General features: G+C 34.5%; 15 protein-coding genes. All 15 read left to right on the top strand.

Features of this window, described 5'->3' with window-relative positions; translation table 11 throughout:
- The first annotated feature begins 9 nt into the window (after positions 1-9).
- The 15 genes from BKP56_RS05830 to BKP56_RS05900 all read left to right on the top strand — a co-directional run bounded on the left by BKP56_RS05830 (position 10) and on the right by BKP56_RS05900 (position 19,801).
- Entirely contained in the window at positions 10-1,185 is a 1,176-nt protein-coding gene (locus tag BKP56_RS05830) for a C40 family peptidase (protein ID WP_072694227.1), read from the top strand.
- Positions 1,186-1,527: 342 nt separating this feature from the next.
- A complete protein-coding gene (locus BKP56_RS05835; RefSeq protein ID WP_072694228.1) occupies positions 1,528-2,727 on the top strand; it encodes a PDZ domain-containing protein in 1,200 nt (399 codons plus the stop codon).
- Between the two features lie 61 nt (positions 2,728-2,788).
- Positions 2,789-3,499: a response regulator transcription factor gene (locus BKP56_RS05840; RefSeq protein ID WP_072696009.1), complete on the top strand. Its 711-nt coding sequence runs from the start codon at positions 2,789-2,791 to the stop codon at positions 3,497-3,499.
- A gap of 101 nt (positions 3,500-3,600) precedes the next feature.
- A complete protein-coding gene (gene pnpS / locus BKP56_RS05845) occupies positions 3,601-5,292 on the top strand; it encodes a two-component system histidine kinase PnpS (RefSeq protein ID WP_232226931.1) in 1,692 nt (563 codons plus the stop codon).
- A 187-nt stretch (positions 5,293-5,479) separates the two neighbouring features.
- The gene (locus BKP56_RS05850; protein WP_072694230.1) at positions 5,480-6,139 is read left to right on the top strand and encodes an HD domain-containing protein; all 660 of its coding nucleotides are present in this window, start codon (positions 5,480-5,482) and stop codon (positions 6,137-6,139) included.
- Positions 6,140-6,296: 157 nt separating this feature from the next.
- A complete protein-coding gene (uvrA, locus tag BKP56_RS05855) occupies positions 6,297-9,149 on the top strand; it encodes an excinuclease ABC subunit UvrA (protein WP_072694231.1) in 2,853 nt (950 codons plus the stop codon).
- A 257-nt stretch (positions 9,150-9,406) separates the two neighbouring features.
- Positions 9,407-11,176: a daptomycin-sensing surface protein LiaX gene (gene liaX, locus BKP56_RS05860; protein WP_072694232.1), complete on the top strand. Its 1,770-nt coding sequence runs from the start codon at positions 9,407-9,409 to the stop codon at positions 11,174-11,176.
- An 18-nt stretch (positions 11,177-11,194) separates the two neighbouring features.
- Positions 11,195-11,506 carry a PspC domain-containing protein gene (locus BKP56_RS05865; protein ID WP_072694233.1) on the top strand — a complete coding sequence of 104 codons (312 nt, stop codon included), beginning with the start codon at positions 11,195-11,197 and terminating at the stop codon, positions 11,504-11,506.
- A gap of 2 nt (positions 11,507-11,508) precedes the next feature.
- Entirely contained in the window at positions 11,509-11,844 is a 336-nt protein-coding gene (locus tag BKP56_RS05870; protein WP_072694234.1) for a phage holin family protein, read from the top strand.
- Between the two features lie 291 nt (positions 11,845-12,135).
- Positions 12,136-13,074, top strand: a complete 939-nt coding sequence (gene hprK, locus BKP56_RS05875) for an HPr(Ser) kinase/phosphatase (protein ID WP_072694235.1) — start codon at positions 12,136-12,138, stop codon at positions 13,072-13,074.
- A gap of 18 nt (positions 13,075-13,092) precedes the next feature.
- Positions 13,093-13,971, top strand: coding sequence for a prolipoprotein diacylglyceryl transferase (gene lgt / locus BKP56_RS05880; protein ID WP_072694236.1), 879 nt, complete (start codon positions 13,093-13,095; stop codon positions 13,969-13,971).
- 27 nt (positions 13,972-13,998) lie between these two features.
- Positions 13,999-14,694 carry an HAD-IA family hydrolase gene (locus BKP56_RS05885; RefSeq protein ID WP_072694237.1) on the top strand — a complete coding sequence of 232 codons (696 nt, stop codon included), beginning with the start codon at positions 13,999-14,001 and terminating at the stop codon, positions 14,692-14,694.
- On the top strand, positions 14,679-15,680 hold the full coding sequence (locus tag BKP56_RS05890; RefSeq protein WP_072694238.1) for an NAD(P)H-dependent glycerol-3-phosphate dehydrogenase: 1,002 nt from the start codon (positions 14,679-14,681) through the stop codon (positions 15,678-15,680). Before BKP56_RS05885 ends, BKP56_RS05890 begins: the two co-directional genes overlap by 16 nt.
- A 141-nt stretch (positions 15,681-15,821) precedes the next feature.
- Positions 15,822-16,760, top strand: coding sequence for a UTP--glucose-1-phosphate uridylyltransferase GalU (galU, locus tag BKP56_RS05895; protein ID WP_072696011.1), 939 nt, complete (start codon positions 15,822-15,824; stop codon positions 16,758-16,760).
- 134 nt (positions 16,761-16,894) lie between these two features.
- Positions 16,895-19,801, top strand: a complete 2,907-nt coding sequence (locus BKP56_RS05900; protein WP_072694239.1) for an insulinase family protein — start codon at positions 16,895-16,897, stop codon at positions 19,799-19,801.
- Positions 19,802-19,810 lie beyond the last annotated feature (9 nt).

Genomic DNA, 19,810 nt, shown 5'->3' on the forward strand with positions numbered 1-19,810 from the left:
GAAACCGACGTGAATAAGAAATTTATTTTGAAATTAGCATTAACAACTACAATAGGATTTACTTATTTAGCAGCTCCAGTAACAGCTTTTGCAGCACCTGGAAGTGAGTCAGAGTATAACCAGAAATTAGATGACCTTTCGACTGATCAAAGCGATGCAGAAAAAGAACTAGCAGCTGTTGCTTCTAAAATAGAAGAAAAAGAAAATGATATGAAAACATTAGTTGAAGAAATGTCAGAGACTACAGAAGCATTAACTCAACTACAAGATGAAATTAAAGCTTTAAATGAGACAATTGAAGAACGTGAAACTCGTTTGGAAGAACAAGCTCGTGCGGTTCAAGTTACAGGGGATTCAAGTTCGCTGGTTGGATTCTTAATGGAATCTGAGTCATTAGGAGATGTTATCGGCAGATTGGATGTAGTCAGCAAACTTGTTAGTGCAAACCAGAATTTGATTCAACAACAAATCGATGATAAAGAATTAGTCGTTGAAAAAGAGAAAGAAACATTAGCTAAACAAGAAGAACAGACTCTTCGCGCTGCTAAACTAGAAAGCCAAAAAACGGAATTAGAAGAAGAACAAGCAAATCAAGAGCGCTTAGTAGCATCCATTTCAGCAGAACGTGCAGAAGTTGCTGAAGAAAAAGAAGCATTTTTGGCTGAGCAAAAAGCTGCTGAAGAACGTGTGGAAGAAATCCAAACAGCTAGAACTGTTGCTGCACAGACTAGCACAATTTCAGTATCAAATGAGTCAAACAATAATGATGAAACAGTAAGTACTTCTTCAAGTAAACCTGCTGCTGAGAAAAGCGTCCCAGCGGCAACAAATGGTGGCTCAATTACTAGTATTGCACAAGGCTTGGCAGGCGTAAGATATTCTTATGGTGGTGGAACTCCAGCAGGATTTGACTGTTCTGGTTTTGTACAATATGTCTTCCGCAAAGCTGGCCGTAGTATTACAAGAACAGCTGCTGGCCAATATGGTGCAACGACTAGAATATCTCAAGCACAAGCACAACCAGGAGATTTGATTTTCTTCAATCAGTCAGGTTCAATTGATCACGTCGGAATTTATCTGGGTGGCGGAAGATTTATCGGAGCTCAAACATCTACTGGAGTTGCAGTAGCTTCATTTACATCAGGATACTGGTCTAATTATGTAGCAGGTTTTGGACGTCCGTAAGCCATTGAAAGTCCTCTTTCAAAATAATTAAAAAAGGTTAGTTTAAATCTGGAATTATCCGAGATTTAAACTAACCTTTTTGCTTCTATAGGAGGATATAAAAGGTGATTACTATGCAGCAAAAACAAAGCAGAGTGGAATCAGATATGTATAATGAGGATTGTATACTACCTTTTTTATTATTTATAGAGAATAATGGTTTTCAGATTAAGTTTTATAGCTTCTTTACAATAGTAAGCATAAGTTCCGTTAAATAGAATTGATTAAAGTCAATCCTTTGCATTACTTTTCATTAAGATGTGTTAAAATAATAAAGAAAGATAAGAAGAAAGGTGTAGAGAAATGAATATTTTACAAAACTTATTATTATCCATTGGACTTTTTTTTATACAGCCGTTATTCATCATTGGTATTATACTCGTTTTACTATCCAAAAGTAGAAGGATCAGTTATGATCGCAAACAGTTAAGAGCCACGATTTATAAAGATAACTTTGAAATTAAAAGATTTTTAATATGGGGACTCTTACCTGGGTTATTATTATCTATTTTAAATGTATTTATAGGTATGCCAATTACTTTAGACTGGGTTATTTTATATCAAATCGTAACTCTATTACTTTTGGGATTTGGCTATCGATTTATTCATCCAATCTTCACTTTTTCTATTACAAGCTTGATTTTGCTTGCTCTTACTTATTTTGACTTGAATTTCAGTCAGTTATTCATGATGCCAGCTAATTGGTTTAGTCCTTTAGAACAAGGTACTTCAGTTGCTTTTGAATTAACACAAGTTAGTTTTATTGTTGCCCTCTTACTATTGTTAAGCACAATACTAGTTTTACATGCAGGCGATATGACGAAATTTATTCCTCGTTTCCTATCGACCAAAAGAGGAAAACTTGTAGCTACTTATAGAATGACACCGTTATGGCTTGTACCATTATTTTTTGTAATACCTGGAGAGGGTTTTCGACCATTTTTTGAGTGGTGGCCGGTTTTTTCAATTGGAAATGAAACTTATTCTTTCTTCTTGCTGCCTGTTTTAATGGGTCTTAGATATACTGTTCAAGCTCAAATGCCAAGCGAAGCAAAAGATAGACTTTTAAAAGATTTTATTGGTTTATCTATAGTTGGTATTATAGTCTTTGCATTGACTTTCTGGATAAAAGAAATTGCTGTATTCGGATTGCTGCTTCTTATAGTTGGCGGATTTCTAGTATTATATCGTCATAGAAAACGGGAACAAAAATGGAGTTTCAGATTTGGACCTGCTGAACAAGGACTGAGAATTATTGCTGTTAGACCAAACAGTCCAGCTGAAAAAATGGGTCTAGATATTGGAGACGCCATTTTAGAATGTAATAATACAATATTACACAATATAGAAGAATATAACGAAGCGTTATTTTCAAATCGTGCATACTGCCATTTAAGAGTCAGACGAGTGGATGGGGAAATAATTCTTACTGAAACATCTATTTATGAAGATGATCCTCATGATTTAGGATTGATTACTCTTGAAGAAATTGAAGTAGTTTGAAACGATAGATTTTAGGTAAAAAAGATAGTGATGGATGAACGAAAGGGTGGAAAATAAAATCATGAAAAAGGTTTTAATTGTCGAAGACGAGCAGTCGATTATTAAATTATTATCTTATAATTTAGAAAAAGAAGGATACCAAGTTACTTCTTCTCTGAATGGAGAAGAAGGATATGAGATGGCTCGCACCAATGCCTATGATTTGATTATTTTAGATCTGATGTTACCTTCTAAAGATGGTATTGATATTTGTAAAGGGTTAAGACAGGAAAAAGTGGACACACCCATTATCATGTTAACTGCAAAAGATTCTGAAATTGATAAGATTATCGGACTTGAAATTGGTGCAGATGATTATATGACGAAACCATTTAGTCCTAGGGAAGTTTTGGCTAGAATGAAAGCAGTATTCAGAAGATACGAGAATAAAATTGAGCGTAAAACTGAACCAGAAGAAAGTCCTGAAAAAGCAATTATCATTAAAGATGTTGAGATTTTGCCTGAACAGTATGAAGTACGTGTGAAGGGCAATCTGATTGAATGTACACCAAAAGAATTTGATTTACTTCTATATATGGCCCGCCGTCAAAATAGAATATTAAGTAGAGAACAATTGTTAAACGCGATATGGGATTATGATTTCGCAGGGGAAACAAGAATTGTAGATGTCCACATTAGTCATTTAAGAGAAAAAATCGAAGATGACACTAAAAATCCTCAATATATTAAAACAGCCAGAGGATTCGGATATAAATTAGAGGAGCCAAAATGAAACAACTGAGAAGGAGAATTTTACTCTTTTTCCTGATATTATTCGGTGTTTTTTCTATTATATTTTATTACATTTCTTCAAACACTTTCATTGAACAAGCAATGGATCAACAAGGAGACGACTTACAGGCACAATTACTGACACTTCAAAGTCAAATAGATGAAATCGTTGATGATCAAGATGATTTACCACAGCTCAATGAAAATCTTGAAAAAACAGCGTCACTTATTTCTGAGCGAATTACCTTGATCGATCTTTCAGGAAAGGTGATATTCGATTCGCATGTGGATCAAAACAATATTGAAAATCATTTTGACCGTCCTGAAATTCAAGCCGTTCTTGAAGGAGAAGATATAGGGACGTATGATCGTGTAAGTAGTAGTACTGATGACTTTAGATATTATGCTGCGGTACCACTGCATAATGCTGCGGGTGAAAAAATAGGGATTCTGAGATTATCCAAAAAAGTTGAGGAAATGATTGGAATTACGGATGAGCTTATAAGATATTTATTAGTATTTATTACAATTTCTCTTATCTTGACAATGCTGTTTACCTTTTATTGGACTAAACGTATTGGTGATCCAATTGAAGAAATTAAGTATGTTGCCAATAAGCTCTCTCATCAGAAATACAAAGCCAGATATAGTGCTACATCATATCAGGAAATTGATGGACTTGGTCAGACAGTCAACGAATTAGCAGGTAGTCTTGAATCACAAATGCAGGAAATTAAGCAAAATGATGAAAGATTACGTGAGTTAATTAATCATTTAGTTATTGGTGTCATGCTCCTTGATGAAAATAGACAAATCACTATGGTTAATCCAATCATGAATGAAATCTTAGAAGAGAACTTATATGGTAAAATAGGTCATTCTTATCTAGAAGTATTTAAAAGTTTTGGATTGAATCAGCTGATTGAAACAGCTTATGAAAAACAAGAATTTCAAAATAGAGAAATAGCTTTACTTATACAAGATGAAAAAATCGTAGATGTTAATATTGTACCTATTCCAGGTCGTGCGAAAAACACAACAAACTATATAGTATTGCTTTATGATATAACAGAAATTAGAAGATTAGAAAAAGTTAGAACTGATTTTGTAGCTAATGCATCCCATGAATTAAGAACTCCAATTACTGCTTTGAAGGGATTCAGTGAAACACTTCTTGATGGAGCTTTAGAAGACAGAGAGGTTTTAATTGAATTTTTAGAAATTATGCTTAAAGAAAGCAGTCGTCTGGACTTGATGGTCCAAGATATTTTGCAGCTTTCGAAACTTGAACAAAAACAAGTTAGATTAAATGTTGAATCTATTGAAGCTGAATCAGTTGTTAAAGAAGTATTTCAAATCTTACAACAAAAAGCAGAATTGAAGGATATAGAATTATCAGTTGTTTGTGATGAGCCGGTTTATCTTGAAGTAGATCATGATCAATTGAAACAGATTATTTTAAACCTTGTAGGAAATGCTATATCGTATACTCCAGAAAAGGGTATAGTTAAAGTTGAACTGGGTTATGAGAATCAAGAAGCGATTATACGAGTCATCGACAATGGTATTGGAATACCTCTTGAAGAACAATCACGTGTCTTTGAACGTTTTTATAGAGTAGACAAAGCAAGAAGCAGAAATGCTGGAGGAACTGGCTTAGGATTATCGATCGTCAAATATCTCGTTGAAAATTTAAATGGATTTATTGAATTGAATAGCGAAGTAGGTAAAGGAACAACGTTTGAGATTCGTCTACCCATCAGGTTCGAAAATAAGATTCTAACTAAAAAATAAATTAATTGACTCTGGTTTTGTATTTATACAAACTAGGGTCTTTTTAATTCGGAACGGAATAATTGATTTATCGCTATGACGGAGATTAAAATAGAGGTAAGGTTGCAATTAAACTAATAAGCTGTTAATATAGTAAAAATTTACTCAAATTGTCATACTAATTAAAATGAAAGTGAGATGACCAAAAATGGGAATGCATGAATACTTTAAAAGTCTTAGTGATTTAGAAAAAATTAACCGTTGTCCTGGAAAATTCAAGTATGAGGAACATTCAGTTGCGGCGCATTCATTTAAAGTCACACAAATTGCTCAATTCTTAGGAACAGTTGAAGAGCAAGCCGGAAAGCAAGTAAACTGGAAGTCACTTTACGAAAAAGCGTTGAATCACGACTATACAGAAATTTTTATTGGAGATATTAAAACACCAGTGAAATATGCTGATCCTGATTTAAGAGAACGATTAGCAACTGTAGAAGAATCAATGGCACATCATTTTATAGATCAAGAAATACCAAGAGAATTTCAGAATATTTATAGAGAAAGATTCAAAGAAGGAAAAGATGATTCACTTGAAGGAAAAATTTTGTCAGTTGCGGACAAAGTGGACTTATTATATGAATCATTTGGCGAAATACAAAAAGGTAATCCTGAATCTTTATTTACAGAAATTTATGAAGAATCACTAGGTACAATTTTAGAATTTAAGGATTTGTATAGTGTGCAATACTTCTTAAAAGAAATATTACCAGATCTAATAAGCGGTGAATTTACTAATCAAGCTGAGTTAGAAAGAATTACGAGTCTTATATTAAAAGGAGAAAATACGGAACAAACATTCGCTAATTAAAAAAATATATGCTATAATTTGCTATGGAGAAGAGGTAGGGGAGGTTTCCGCTTACCTCTTCATTAGCGTTAACTAAATTAAAAATTTAAATGAGCAATTAAAGTACTACCTTCACTTAAACGGAAGATATACTCTAATAAAGGGAATGATTTAATTAATGAGTAATGATAAAATCGAAGTCCGCGGTGCCCGTTCGCACAATCTTAAAGACATTGATGTAACAATACCACGTGATAAATTTGTTGTGATGACAGGACTGTCTGGCTCTGGTAAAAGCTCGTTAGCATTCGATACTTTATATGCAGAAGGACAGCGCAGATATGTAGAATCGTTGTCTGCGTATGCAAGGCAGTTTTTAGGACAAATGGATAAGCCGGATGTTGACAGTATTGATGGATTGAGTCCGGCGATATCCATTGATCAGAAAACAACGAGTAACAATCCAAGATCTACAGTAGGAACAGCAACAGAAATCAACGATTATATGAGACTGATGTATGCTCGTATTGGAACGCCCATCTGTCCCAATGATGGTACTGAAATTTCTAGCCAGACGATTGATCAGATGGTAGACAAAATTTTAGAAAATCCTGAAAAGACTAGAATACAAATTTTAGCGCCAGTTATTAAAGAAAAAAAAGGTCAACATAAAAAAGTACTTGAAAAAATTAAATCTGAAGGTTATGTTCGTCTAAGAATTGATGGAGAAATGGCCGACATTGGTGATACGATTGAACTTGAAAAAATTAAAAAACATACGATTGATGTAGTTGTGGATAGAATCGTAATCAAAGATGGAATTAGATCGCGTCTTTTTGAATCTATCGAATCTGCTTTGAGATTAGCAGACGGCTTTGTGGTGGCGGATATTATAGGGGACAGAGAAGAATTGTTCAGTGAACACTATGCTTGTCCTCATTGTGGATTTACACTTCCTAAAGTAGAACCTAGGCTGTTTTCATTCAATGCTCCGTTTGGTGCATGTGAAGCTTGTGATGGACTAGGAACAAACCTTGAAGTTGATTTGGAGCTTGTGATTCCAGATGAGTCTCTTTCTATTGATGATGGGGCTATTATTCCATGGAATCCAATTAGTTCTAACTATTATCCGCAGATGCTTTCACAAGCTTGTGAGACATTTGGAATCAAAACTAATATCCCATTCAAAGATTTACCTGAAAAGGATAAGGAAATTATATTAAATGGATCTGCAGATAGAAAATTTCATTTTCATTATAAAAATGATTTTGGCAGTGTAAGAGATACAATGATTCCTTTTGAAGGAATCTTGCCCAATATTGCAAGAAGATATAAAGAAACAAGCAGTGATTTTACGAGAAATCAAATGCTGCAGTACATGACTGAATTAGAATGTCCAGTCTGTAAAGGTAAACGATTAAATCGACAAGCACTGTCTGTTAAAGTATTAGGTAAAGACATTGGTGAAGTCAGTAAGCTTTCAATAGAGGATGCTCATTCGTTTTTTGATGAAATGAACTTATCTTCACGAAACACTACTATTGCGTTACCAATCCAAAAAGAAATCTTAGATAGACTCACGTTTTTGAAAAATGTTGGGCTGGATTATCTCACATTGAATCGAAGAGCGGGATCGCTTTCGGGTGGAGAAGCGCAAAGAATCCGATTAGCTACACAGATAGGATCGAATTTGTCTGGGGTTCTTTATATTTTAGATGAGCCTTCAATCGGTCTTCATCAAAGAGACAATAATCGATTGATTGAATCATTAAAGAATATGAGAGACTTGGGAAATACGCTGATCGTTGTAGAACATGACGAAGATACCATGCGTGCAGCTGATTATCTGATTGATATCGGACCAGGAGCTGGTGAACGCGGCGGAGAAATTGTTGCGATTGGAACGCCAGAAGAAGTAGAAAAAAATACTGAATCATTAACGGGAGCGTATCTTTCTGGAGAAAAATTCATTTCGGTACCTGAAAAGCGGAGATCAGAAGAATTAGGTTATATTGAAGTGAAAGGCGCTCGGGAAAATAATTTAAAAAATATAGATGTTGCTTTCCCACTTGGCCGATTTATTTCGGTTACAGGCGTATCTGGTTCTGGGAAAAGTTCACTAGTAAATGGAATCTTGAAAAAAGCTTTAGCTAGAGAAGTAGGACGTTCAAAAGCTAAACCTGGATTACATGATACTATAACTGGATATGAAGACATTGAAAAAATTATCGATATTGATCAAAGTCCGATTGGTCGAACCCCTAGAAGTAATCCTGCCACGTATACAAGTGTATTTGATGATATAAGAGACTTATTTGCGAAAACAAATGAAGCGAAGATGCGAGGTTATAAAAAGGGTCGTTTTAGTTTTAATGTTAAAGGTGGACGATGCGAAGCATGCAAAGGCGATGGAATTATCAAAATCGAAATGCACTTCTTACCTGATGTGTATGTACCTTGTGAAGTTTGTCATGGAACTAGGTATAATTCTGAGACACTAGAAGTTAGGTATAAAGGTAAAAATATTGCTGAAGTTCTTGAAATGGATATAGCAGAAGCAGCAGAATTTTTTGAAAATGTTCCTAAGATTGCTAGAAAAATGCAAACGATTATTGATGTTGGGTTAGGATATATGACGTTAGGCCAACCAGCGACAACTTTATCGGGTGGAGAAGCACAGCGTATGAAACTGGCTAGTGAATTGCATAAAAGACAAAATGGCCATAACTTTTATATATTAGATGAACCGACTACCGGATTGCATGCGAATGATATTTCAAGATTATTAGTTGTATTAGATCGACTAGTAGAAGCGGGAAATACTGTGTTGGTTATTGAACATAACTTAGATGTTATTAAAGTTGCAGATTACGTTATTGATTTAGGGCCAGAAGGTGGAGCTGGCGGCGGTACAATCATAGCTACTGGAACCCCTGAAGAAGTAGCAGAAGTCAAAGAAAGTCATACTGGACGTTATCTTAAGGAAGTACTTGAAAAAGATAAAAAACGCAAAGCGAGTCTGAAGTCTTAATTTAAAAAACACCTCAATGTTTATTGTATAAATAATTGAGGTGTTTTTTATTATTGATTGATTTTTGATCATTTATCCAAAAATATCAGTCGCAAGTCCTATGACATTTATTCTCATATGTTGCATACTATTTATAAGGGTAGAGAACAAAAAGATCTATTCTGAACTTGTCGTAACTAAATCAGACTCTGAAATAAGTAAAAATGTAGTGATTTTGAGAGAATATTAGATTAAAAATCGAACGGGAGGAAAAAGACATGCAAGAGAGAGAACGTATTTTAGAATTAGTTAAAAATGGTGTGATTTCAACTCAGGAAGGCTTAGATCTATTAGAATCATTGGTGAAAAAAGAAGATAGAAAACAAGAGAAAAAAGATTTTGCGCAGCCAGATTCCGTTCAATCTAAAGTAGAAAATGAATCTGAAGAACAAGAAAGTCGTTTTGAAACAGAGACAGATCAGGATGAAACAGAAGACCAGGTAAATAATGATGAAGAAAAAGCACAAATTTACTCTCAGCTAGAAAAAGAACTAGAAAACTTGGCAGCAGAAATCAATCACTATTCTGTCGAACTGGATCAAGTTAATGAGAAACTTACTAATACTAAAGAGAATTTAGAAAATAAAAAAGCAAAGTTGTATGAGCTTAAAGAAGGATCTAGATTAGAAAAATCTGAAGAAATGGCTACAATTCGAGCTGATATCTTGAACTTGGAGAAAGAAATTTCTTTAATCCAGAAAATTGATGAATTAGATAATACTGCAGAAGTTGCAGAATTAAAATCTGATTTGAATGATAAAATAACTGAGTTAGAAAAGGTACAGGCTGAAACTGATCCAGATAAAGAAATGAAAATAAAAGAGTTAGAGAAAGAAATCAAAGTTTTAGAAGAACAAGCTGAAGGAATACAAAAAGAAAAAATGGCTCTTATGAAAAAATTGCATGCTGTTAAAATGAAACAATGGACAACAAAAGCAAAACAAGTTTCAGAGAGACTAGAAATTCCTGAGAATTGGAAAGACGAAGCGACTGAAACAATTTCTAAAGCAGGCAAGCAAATCGAAGCAAGTGGAAAAGAACTTGGAAAATTAATCAGAGAATCAGTATCTACTTCAATGAAAAGTGATACTGCTCAATCAGTTAAAGGTTCAATCAATTCTGCATTTGAGAACTTTGACTGGAAAGATATCAATATGCGTGTTCCAAAATTAGCTTCTACAACATTCGAACATGAATGGACATTTGAAGAAACGACGGCTAGCATTTTAGATTTCAAACTTGCCAATGGCCAACTGAAAATTGTGTCTAGCGATAATGACACGATCAAAGTATCTGCAAAAGTTAAATTATATGGTAAAATAAATGAAGAAACGCCATTAAAAGCATTCGAAGAACGCAGTCAGATTGAGATCGATGATGATAAGTTTGTTTTCCATGTTCCAAACAAACGAATTGAAGCTGTGATCACAATGTCACTTCCTAAACGAATCTATGATTATACTGCTATTAAATTATTGAATGGAGACGTCTTATTCAATGAATTTGCAGGAAAAGATGTCTTTGTCAAATCAACAAATGGAGATATGACATTTAAAAATACGGAAGCTGTTATGTTGGAAATTAAAGGAACAAATGGAGATATTCAAGTTAAAAATTCAGATATCCGTGATTTCTTAGTTAGCACAGTCAACGGGAATATTGCCTATAAAGGAGCTCCTTTAAGTTCTGATGTATCTACAACAAATGGGGATATTAAACTGACGTTGAGCAGTAAAGAAATGACCCGAATCAAAGCAAGTTCCGTAAATGGAGATGTTAAAATTGCAATTCCTCTGGAAATAGACGTTGAAGGTGAAGCTAAGACAGTTTTCGGTAAAGTGAAAAGTCGATTAAATGAAATTGATGTTCAATCACAAAAAGATACAAAACTTAATTTCAGACGTATTCGTCAAGGACAAGTGCTTCAACTGACTGCACAGACGACTTCTGGTAATGTTTTATTAAAGGACACAAATGAATCTAAATAGTAAAGGAAGGTTAGTATAATGGGAAACTTAAAAAAATCAAAAGATAATGCAGTGATATTCGGTGTTATTGGAGGTATTGGGGAGTATTTTAATATTGATCCCGTGTTATTGCGCGTTATCCTGGTCGTTATTACTTTCTTAGGAGTCGGCACTACGATTCCTGTCTATCTGGTTATGGCACTTCTTATGCCGGAGGGGAATTCTTCAAGAAAATCGACAGATTATAATCCTTTTTCAAATAGCTCAAGCGATTATACAAATAAAACAAAGTCTAAATCGCAACGAAAAGAAGCTGAAAAAGTAAAAGAGGATGACTGGAGTGACTTTTAATAATGAAATGGTGGCAGAGAATATTAGCTAATACCATCATATTTTTAGCATTAGCTGGATTTCTAGATGGATTTATGATTTCTACCTGGGCAACTGCTCTGATAGCTGCTATTGTGTTTGCAGGACTGAATCTATTTGTAAAACCAATACTAGTCCTGTTATCATTGCCCATTACATTTATGACTTTAGGATTATTTTACTTTGTCATTAATGGATTGATGTTGTGGTTTACAGCATCCTTAGTAAGCGGATTTGAGTTTAGTTCATTTTGGATGGCACTTGTTGTGGCATTGATCGTATCAGCACTTAATGCATTTTTAAGTAGCGGATATGAATAAGCTATTCAATCCTATTAAAAAACGACTATTGAAATCAGATTAGTTATTCTGATTTCAATAGTTTTTTTTTATTGATAATTAATGTAAGTATTTATTTATTACCTATAAACAAAAGCTTAATTGTGATATGATGTAAGTGCTTATTAGTTTTTAGGCAACATTAAATATCAGAAGCAATTACCTTTAATGAATGTTTGATTTAAAGGAAATGAAGTGACTTGAAAGACTAATAAGGCAGAATCAGTTATTGTATTTCCTAATGCAATTCAATGATTAGCGAAGGAGAGTAAAATGACGAATATAGTAACCATTAAAGAACTTGTAGAAGAAATGAATGATATAAAAGTTGTCGTTGGAGAAGAGAACTTACAACGTCATATAACAATCAGTGATTTGTCTCGTCCGGCATTGGAATTAACAGGATATTTCAGTTTTTATCCTCAAAACCGTATCCAACTACTAGGACGTACGGAGCTATCATTTGTTGATCGAATGACAAGTGATGAACGATATATCATCATGAAAAGAATGTGTCAGGCAGATACACCGGCATTTTTAGTTTCCAGAAGCCAAGAGCCGCCTAAAGAACTTATCAAAGCTGCATCTGAAAAAGGTATTCCTGTCCTTGTGTCTACTAGACCCACGACTAGGTTATCGTCTAATGTAACAAACTTCTTGGAAGAACGTCTAGCTGAACGTATTTCTCAACATGGAGTCCTTGTCGATATTTATGGTATGGGCGTGTTGATTATCGGAGATTCGGGAATCGGTAAATCTGAAACGGCTTTAGAATTGATTCAGCGAGGTCATCGACTAGTTGCTGATGATAGAGTAGAACTTTATATGATGGATGAAAATCGTATTATTGGTGAGCCACCAGAAATTTTACGTCACTTGATTGAAATCAGAGGTATTGGTGTAATTGATGTCGTAAATCTATTTGGAGTAGGCGCAATCAGAACAAGTAAAACAGTAGATTTAGTAATGAATCTAGAACATTGGGATCGCAACCGTGAGTACGATCGTTTAGGCAATAACTTGGAAAATATGCGTTTCTTTAATGTCGATGTACCAAAATTGTCTATTCCAGTTCGAGTTGGCCGGAATCTGTCAATCATTATTGAAATTGCGGCTATGAATATCAGAGCCAAGGAAATGGGCTATGATGCTACCGTAACCTTTGAACGTAATTTAGAAAAATTAATCAAAAGAAACTCACAAGACTTGTAGTATGGAGGAAATAAATTAATGAATTTTACTTTAGGCGCCATTGATCCAGTGGCTTTTCAATTTGGCCCTTTAAGGGTTGCTTGGTATGGGATCATTATAGTTTTTGGAATGTTCGTAGCTGTCTGGTTAAGTATTAAAGAAGGTGAAAAACGAGGAATAAAAGAAGATTTCATTATTGATCTAGCTTTTTGGATCATTCCAGCAGGATTGATCGGAGCCAGAATTTACTATGTCCTTTTTGAATTGGATGTTTATTTACAGGATCCTATCCGAATGCTCTATATCTGGGAAGGCGGCATTGCAATTTATGGAGGATTGATTGCAGGATTTGCAACCTTAGTCTGGTTTACTAAAAAAAGAGGGATTCCAGTCTGGTTATTATTAGATGTATTAGCTCCACATGTCATGATAGCTCAGGCAATTGGTCGCTGGGGGAACTTTATTAACCAAGAAGCTCATGGTGGAGAAGTCAGCCGTAACTTTCTAGAACGGATGTTTTTACCGAACTTTATTATTGAACAAATGAATATTAATGGTGCTTACTATCATCCTACCTTCTTATATGAATCTTTATGGAATGTAGTAGGATTTGTAATCTTAATGGTTCTGCGTAGTAAAGATAAAGTATTAAGACGAGGTGAAGTGGCTTTAGGCTACGTTGCATGGTATGGATTAGGAAGATTCTGGGTAGAAGGTATGCGAACAGACAGCCTTTATTTTGGACCGTTCCGTGTTTCTCAAGTCTTATCGGTCATTTTATTTTTAGGAGCTATAGCTTGGATTATATACAGAAGAAATTATCAGTATCCAACGCCTCCTTACTATACAGAAGGGATGCTTCCAGAGCAGACTTTTGCTGAGAAGAAGAAAAAGTATCAATCAAAAAAAACAAAATGAATGTTTAAATAGAGAAAGGAAATTGTTTTGGAATATACAGCAGCTTTATTTGATTTTGATGGAACGTTAGCCAATTCTAATGAGTTGATCAATCGTACTCATTACACAGTGCTAGAAGAACTTTTTCCTGGAAAGTATACGATGGAATCAGTTCGTCAATTTAACGGTCCTTCACTTGATGAAGTATATGGCACATTAGTACCTGATAGAAAAAAAGAAATCATTACTAAATATCGTCAGTTAAATTCTGAATTACATGATGAAATGATTACTTTATTTACAGGTGTGCAAAAAGAATTGATGCTGTTGAAAGAAAAAGCTGTAAAGCTGGCAATTGTTTCAACAAAAAAAAATGATATGATTGAGCGTGGAATTAAGATTTTAGGGCTGGAAAATCTATTCAATGTTGTAATTGGATCTTATTCTTATAATCATTATAAACCACATCCGGAACCAATCTATAGAGCATTAGCTGAATTGAATGTACCGCATAATCAAGCGATCATGATTGGGGATAATACTCATGATATAGAATCTGCGACTAATGCTGGAATACCTAGTGTATTTGTAGAATGGTCCCAAAAAACATTGAAGGAAATAGAGCCTTACGAACCTACTTATACAGTAAAAACTATGAAAGAATTATCTGAAGTTATTATTGGAAAAAATATTGATAAACAGATTCAGTACGAGGAGGTGTCTAGTCAGTGCAAAAACAAGTAGCTGTTTTAGGAGCAGGCTCATGGGGGACAGCTCTTTCAAAGGTATTGTATGAAAATGGATGTTCAGTAAATTTATGGAGTCGCAATCAAAGTCAAGTAGATGAAATCAATCACTGTCATTCAAACAAAAATTATCTGCCTGATTCAGTTTTGCCGGATGGACTTAAAGCAACTAGTAATCTTAAAGCAGCTGTTGAAACTGCTCAAGTTATTGTTTTCGTAGTCCCGACAAAAGCGATTAGAAATTTAGCTCATCAAATTGCTGAGTTTATCACTGAACCTAAGTTAATCGTTCATGCTGCCAAAGGACTGGAGCAACTAACTCATAAAAGAATTTCAACTATTTTAGAAGAGGAGATTCCCCTAGAAAAAAGGTCTGCCATTGTTGCCTTATCTGGTCCAAGTCATGCTGAAGAAGTTATGGCAAATGATCTAACAACCATAACAGCCGCTTCTGAGAATGAAGAAAGTGCAAAACTTGTTCAAGCACTGTTTATAAATGATTATTTTAGAGTATATACGAATAATGATATTTTAGGTGTCGAAATCGGTGCTGCTTTAAAAAATATTATTGCAGTTGGAGCTGGTGCAATTTCTGGTATGGGATTTGGAGATAATGCTAAAGCTGCACTGGTTACTAGAGGATTAGCTGAAATTACAAGACTGGGTGTCGCGATGGGTGCTGATCCGCTGACTTTCATGGGCTTGAGTGGAGTTGGTGATTTGATCGTTACCTGTACAAGTCCCCATTCCAGAAACTGGCGTGCTGGATACTTACTGGGTAAGGGTCAAGAAATTGATACGATCTTGAATGAAATGGGAATGGTTGTAGAAGGAATCTCAACTACAAAAGCTGCATATGAATTATCCAAAGAGTTTAATATAGATATGCCTATCACAGATGCAATCTATAAAGTGATTTATGAGGACGCTGAAGTAAAATATGTTATACTTGGATTAATGCAGCGTGAAGGAAAATCAGAGTAACAGTTATGGTTGAGATCGTGCTTTTAGCAGGCTGAATGTGAACTTAAATCAAAGCACCGTATTCTACTTGAACGCAGAAAGAAAACTTTTTGCGTATTAAGATAACAGAAGGAGATTCGAATGAAAAAGGAGAAGAAAGAAATGAAAAAAGTCAGAAAAGCGATTATTCCAGCGGCAGGATATGGAACACGTTTCCTACCAGCTACAAAAGCTATGCCAAAAGAAATGATTCCAATTGTAGATAAACCAACGATTCAGTTTATCGTAGAAGAAGCCATTGCTTCAGGAATCGAAGACATCCTGATTATTACAGGAAAGCTAAAACGTCCAATCGAAGATCATTTTGACTCTAATCCGGAACTTGAAGAAAATCTGAAAGCAAAAGGGAAGCATGAATTACTTAAATTAGTTGAAGAAACGACAGGCTTGAATTTATATTTTGCTAGACAAGCCTATCCTTTAGGATTAGGACATGCTGTTTTGCAAGCTAAAGCATTTGTTGGCGATGAACCATTCGTTGTAATGCTAGGCGATGATATTACGGCAGATGAAGTACCTTTGACTAAACAGTTGATTGAAGGATATGAAAAAACGCACGCTTCTAATATTGCAGTTATGAGAGTTCCTCATGAAGAAACTTCTAGTTATGGAATTATTGATCCTGAGGCAGAAGCAGAAGAAGGATTATATAATGTTCGTAAATTCGTAGAAAAACCCGCTCCTGAGGATGCTCCGAGTGATTTAGCTATAATTGGTAGATATTTGCTAACTCCTCAGATATTTGATCTTTTAGAAAAACAAGCACCGGGTGTCGGTGGCGAGATTCAGTTAACAGATGCAATTGATGCATTGAACAAAACACAACGTGTTTTTGCTAAAGAATTCAAGGGTGATCGCTTCGATGTTGGAGACAAATTTGGTTTCTTGAAAACAACGATCCAGTACGGTTTAACTCATCCTCAAGTTAAAGATGAACTTAAAAATTATGTCATCGAACTGGCTAAAGAACTTGAAAATGGTGGAGCAAAAACTAAAATGGATGCAGAATCTCATGAATTAGAAGATAAACAATCTAAATAATTTTTATTAAGCACTGCCAGCTTGTAAAAAGCTGGCGGTGCTTTCTTATTTTAATTTACTTAATAAAAATCGTAATATCATCTGTTATAATGTAAGTATTGTATAAATGAAGACTTATAAAGCGGAGGCAAATAATGGAATTAAATCAACGATATAATGGATTTATTGTTACACATTTAGAAAAAATCCCAGAAGTAAAAGGAACAGTCTATCAATTAAAACATGAAAATACAGGCGCAACGATTGTATATGTAGAAAATCCCAACGAAGAAAAAGTGTTTTCAATTGGATTTAGAACACCTTCTAAGGATAACAGTGGAATATTTCACATTCTTGAACATGCTGTATTAAATGGGTCAAGAAAATATCCTCTGAAAGATCCGTTTGTAGAATTATTGAAAGGGTCTTTACAAACCTTTTTAAATGCGATGACATTTAGTGAAAAAACGATTTATCCAGTTGCAAGCATGAATGAAGTAGATTTTTCAAATCTCATGGATGTATATTTAGATGCTGTGTTTTTCCCTAACGTTGTAAATAACAAACAGATATTCCAGCAAGAAGGATGGAATCTAAAATATAATGTAAAAGAAGACCAATATGGATTCGAGGGAATTGTCTTCAATGAAATGAAAGGAGCACAATCTTCTTCTCAAAGACGATTTATACAAGGCCTTGAAGCAGCGTTATACCCAAATACTCCTTATGCTACGAATTCAGGAGGAACGCCAATATCTATTTTAGATTTGACGTGGGAACAACTTGTTGAAGCACATCAAACTTATTACCATCCTTCCAACAGCTTCATTTATTTATACGGAGAAATGAATATTGAAAAACAGCTAGACCATCTAGCTGAATATTTAAATGAATTCAGTTATCAAGATATTTCTGATAAGCTGATTGATCTTAAAGGTGAGCCTTCTCTAACGGAGACAATAATCGAATTCCCGATTGCTGAAAATGAAAGTAAAGAGAAACAAGCTTACCTTGGTTACGGGACTAAGTTTTCAATAGAGAATAAGCATGAATTATTGCTTGCATTTGAAATTCTTGATGAGATTTTATTGCGTGGCAATGATGCACCATTAAAAAATCGGTTGCTCAAAGAAGGAATCGGGAAAAATGTTTTTGGATGGTTTGATACATCTTCGACTATGCCATCATTCAATATCGGTGTCAGTCAGACTGATGAAGAACAAAAAGACTTATTTATAAGTGAAGTCTTTTCAATATTAGAACAATTGGTAAATGAAGGAATTGATGAAGCGACGGTTCAAGCAGCGATTGCATCAGTAGAATTTCAATTGCGAGAAGGAGATTTCGGTTCTTCTCCAGAAGGTTTATATTATGGTATCAATGCGACTGAAGCTTGGGTAGCCGATAGACCGGTTTTCCCTACGTTTAAATATGATGAGAGTTTCCGTATCATTAAGTCGAATATAGACAAAAATTATTTTGAAAATTTAATTGAGAAATATCTATTAAATAATAAAAATAAAACAATTGCTGTTGGTATACCTTCAACTGAAATTGAAAAGAAAGAATACAAAGAAGAACAAAATAAATTAACTGAGCTTAAAGCCGCTTTGTCTGAAGATGATAAAGCAGAATTAATTCTAGAAAATGAAAAACTGGTTGCTTTTCAAACTATGATCGATTCTGAAGAAAATAAGCGTACATTGCCCAATTTGGATCTTGCAGATATAGATAAGGAGCCAATTGAGCTGCCTGTAGAAAAGGAAATTGAAGATGATATAGAATTTTTGTATCATGAATTAGATACAAACAAATTAGCATACTACAATTTATATTTTGATGTCTCTTCTGCAAGTGACAAAGAATTACCTTATTATAGGTTGTTTACAACACTTCTAAAAGAACTTGGTACTTCTAAGTATACTAGTGAACAATTATCACAGGAGATTGCTATTAAAGTAGGGAAAATTTCTATCTCTAATCAAGTATACACTCCTGATGTCAATACAGCTGTGCACAAAGTGAAAGTAGGAGTAAGAACCAGAGAGTCTTCAGTTGCTGAATCTCTAAGATTAGTTAACCATATTATGACTGAAACAATTTTTGATGATAAAAGCAAGGTAAGAGAAACGCTTGGCCGTTTAAGTTCTTCCATTAAACAATTTTTAGAAAATAGTGGACATGTGGCTGGTATGATGCGTGTAAATAGTCACTCTACCGTTTCCGGGCATATAACTGAGCAGCTGGAAGGAATCAGTTTTTATCGTTTCTTGACCCATTTAGAAGAAAATTTTGATGAACAGTATGAGAGTTTAGTTGAAAAAATGCAAAATATTGCGTATCAAGTTTTCACTAGAAGAGAGCTGACAGTAAGCTTTACAGGAGAAAAAGAATTATTTAAAAGATTTAAAAAAGAAATATTGATTGTAGAGTATCCAATAACTGAGCAGAAAAAAGCAACGAATATATTTAATCCTGAAGTCGTTGAAGAAGCATTTACAAATAGTAATTCTGTTGTTTACGTTTCGAAAGGATCAAACTTGAAGTTGATCGGTGAAGAAGTAAGCGGGTATTTGTTAGTGACAAATAGTATATTGAACTTGGAATATCTATGGGAAAAACTGCGTGTAGTCGGTGGAGCCTATGGAGGAGGAATGTCATTAGCTACAAGTGGCAATATAGTTTTTTATTCCTACCGTGATCCCAACATTTCTAGTACGTTGAATACCTATAATAATGTGAGTGAATTTATTCAGAATTTAGAATTGAGTGATTTAGCACTTGAGCGATTCATTATTGGGACTATAGCCAAGATGGACAGACCAATGAATGCTCGAATGAAAGGAAATGCTTCAGATGCGAATCACTTCCAGAATATTAGTGAAGCTAAGCGGAAGCAGAGAAGGAACGAAATTTTAACTACTACACTCAAAGATATTCAAGCAACTTCTGATTTATTTACTAGATTACAGTCTTTAGAGTCAACCTGTGTAATAGGAAATGGGAGAATAATACAGGAAGATCCAACTCGATTTGACCATACAGAAGGTTTATTCAAGTAAAGATCAAAA

Source organism: Marinilactibacillus sp. 15R (assembly GCF_001895285.1).
Classification (GTDB): Bacteria; Bacillota; Bacilli; order Lactobacillales; family Carnobacteriaceae_A; genus Marinilactibacillus; species Marinilactibacillus piezotolerans.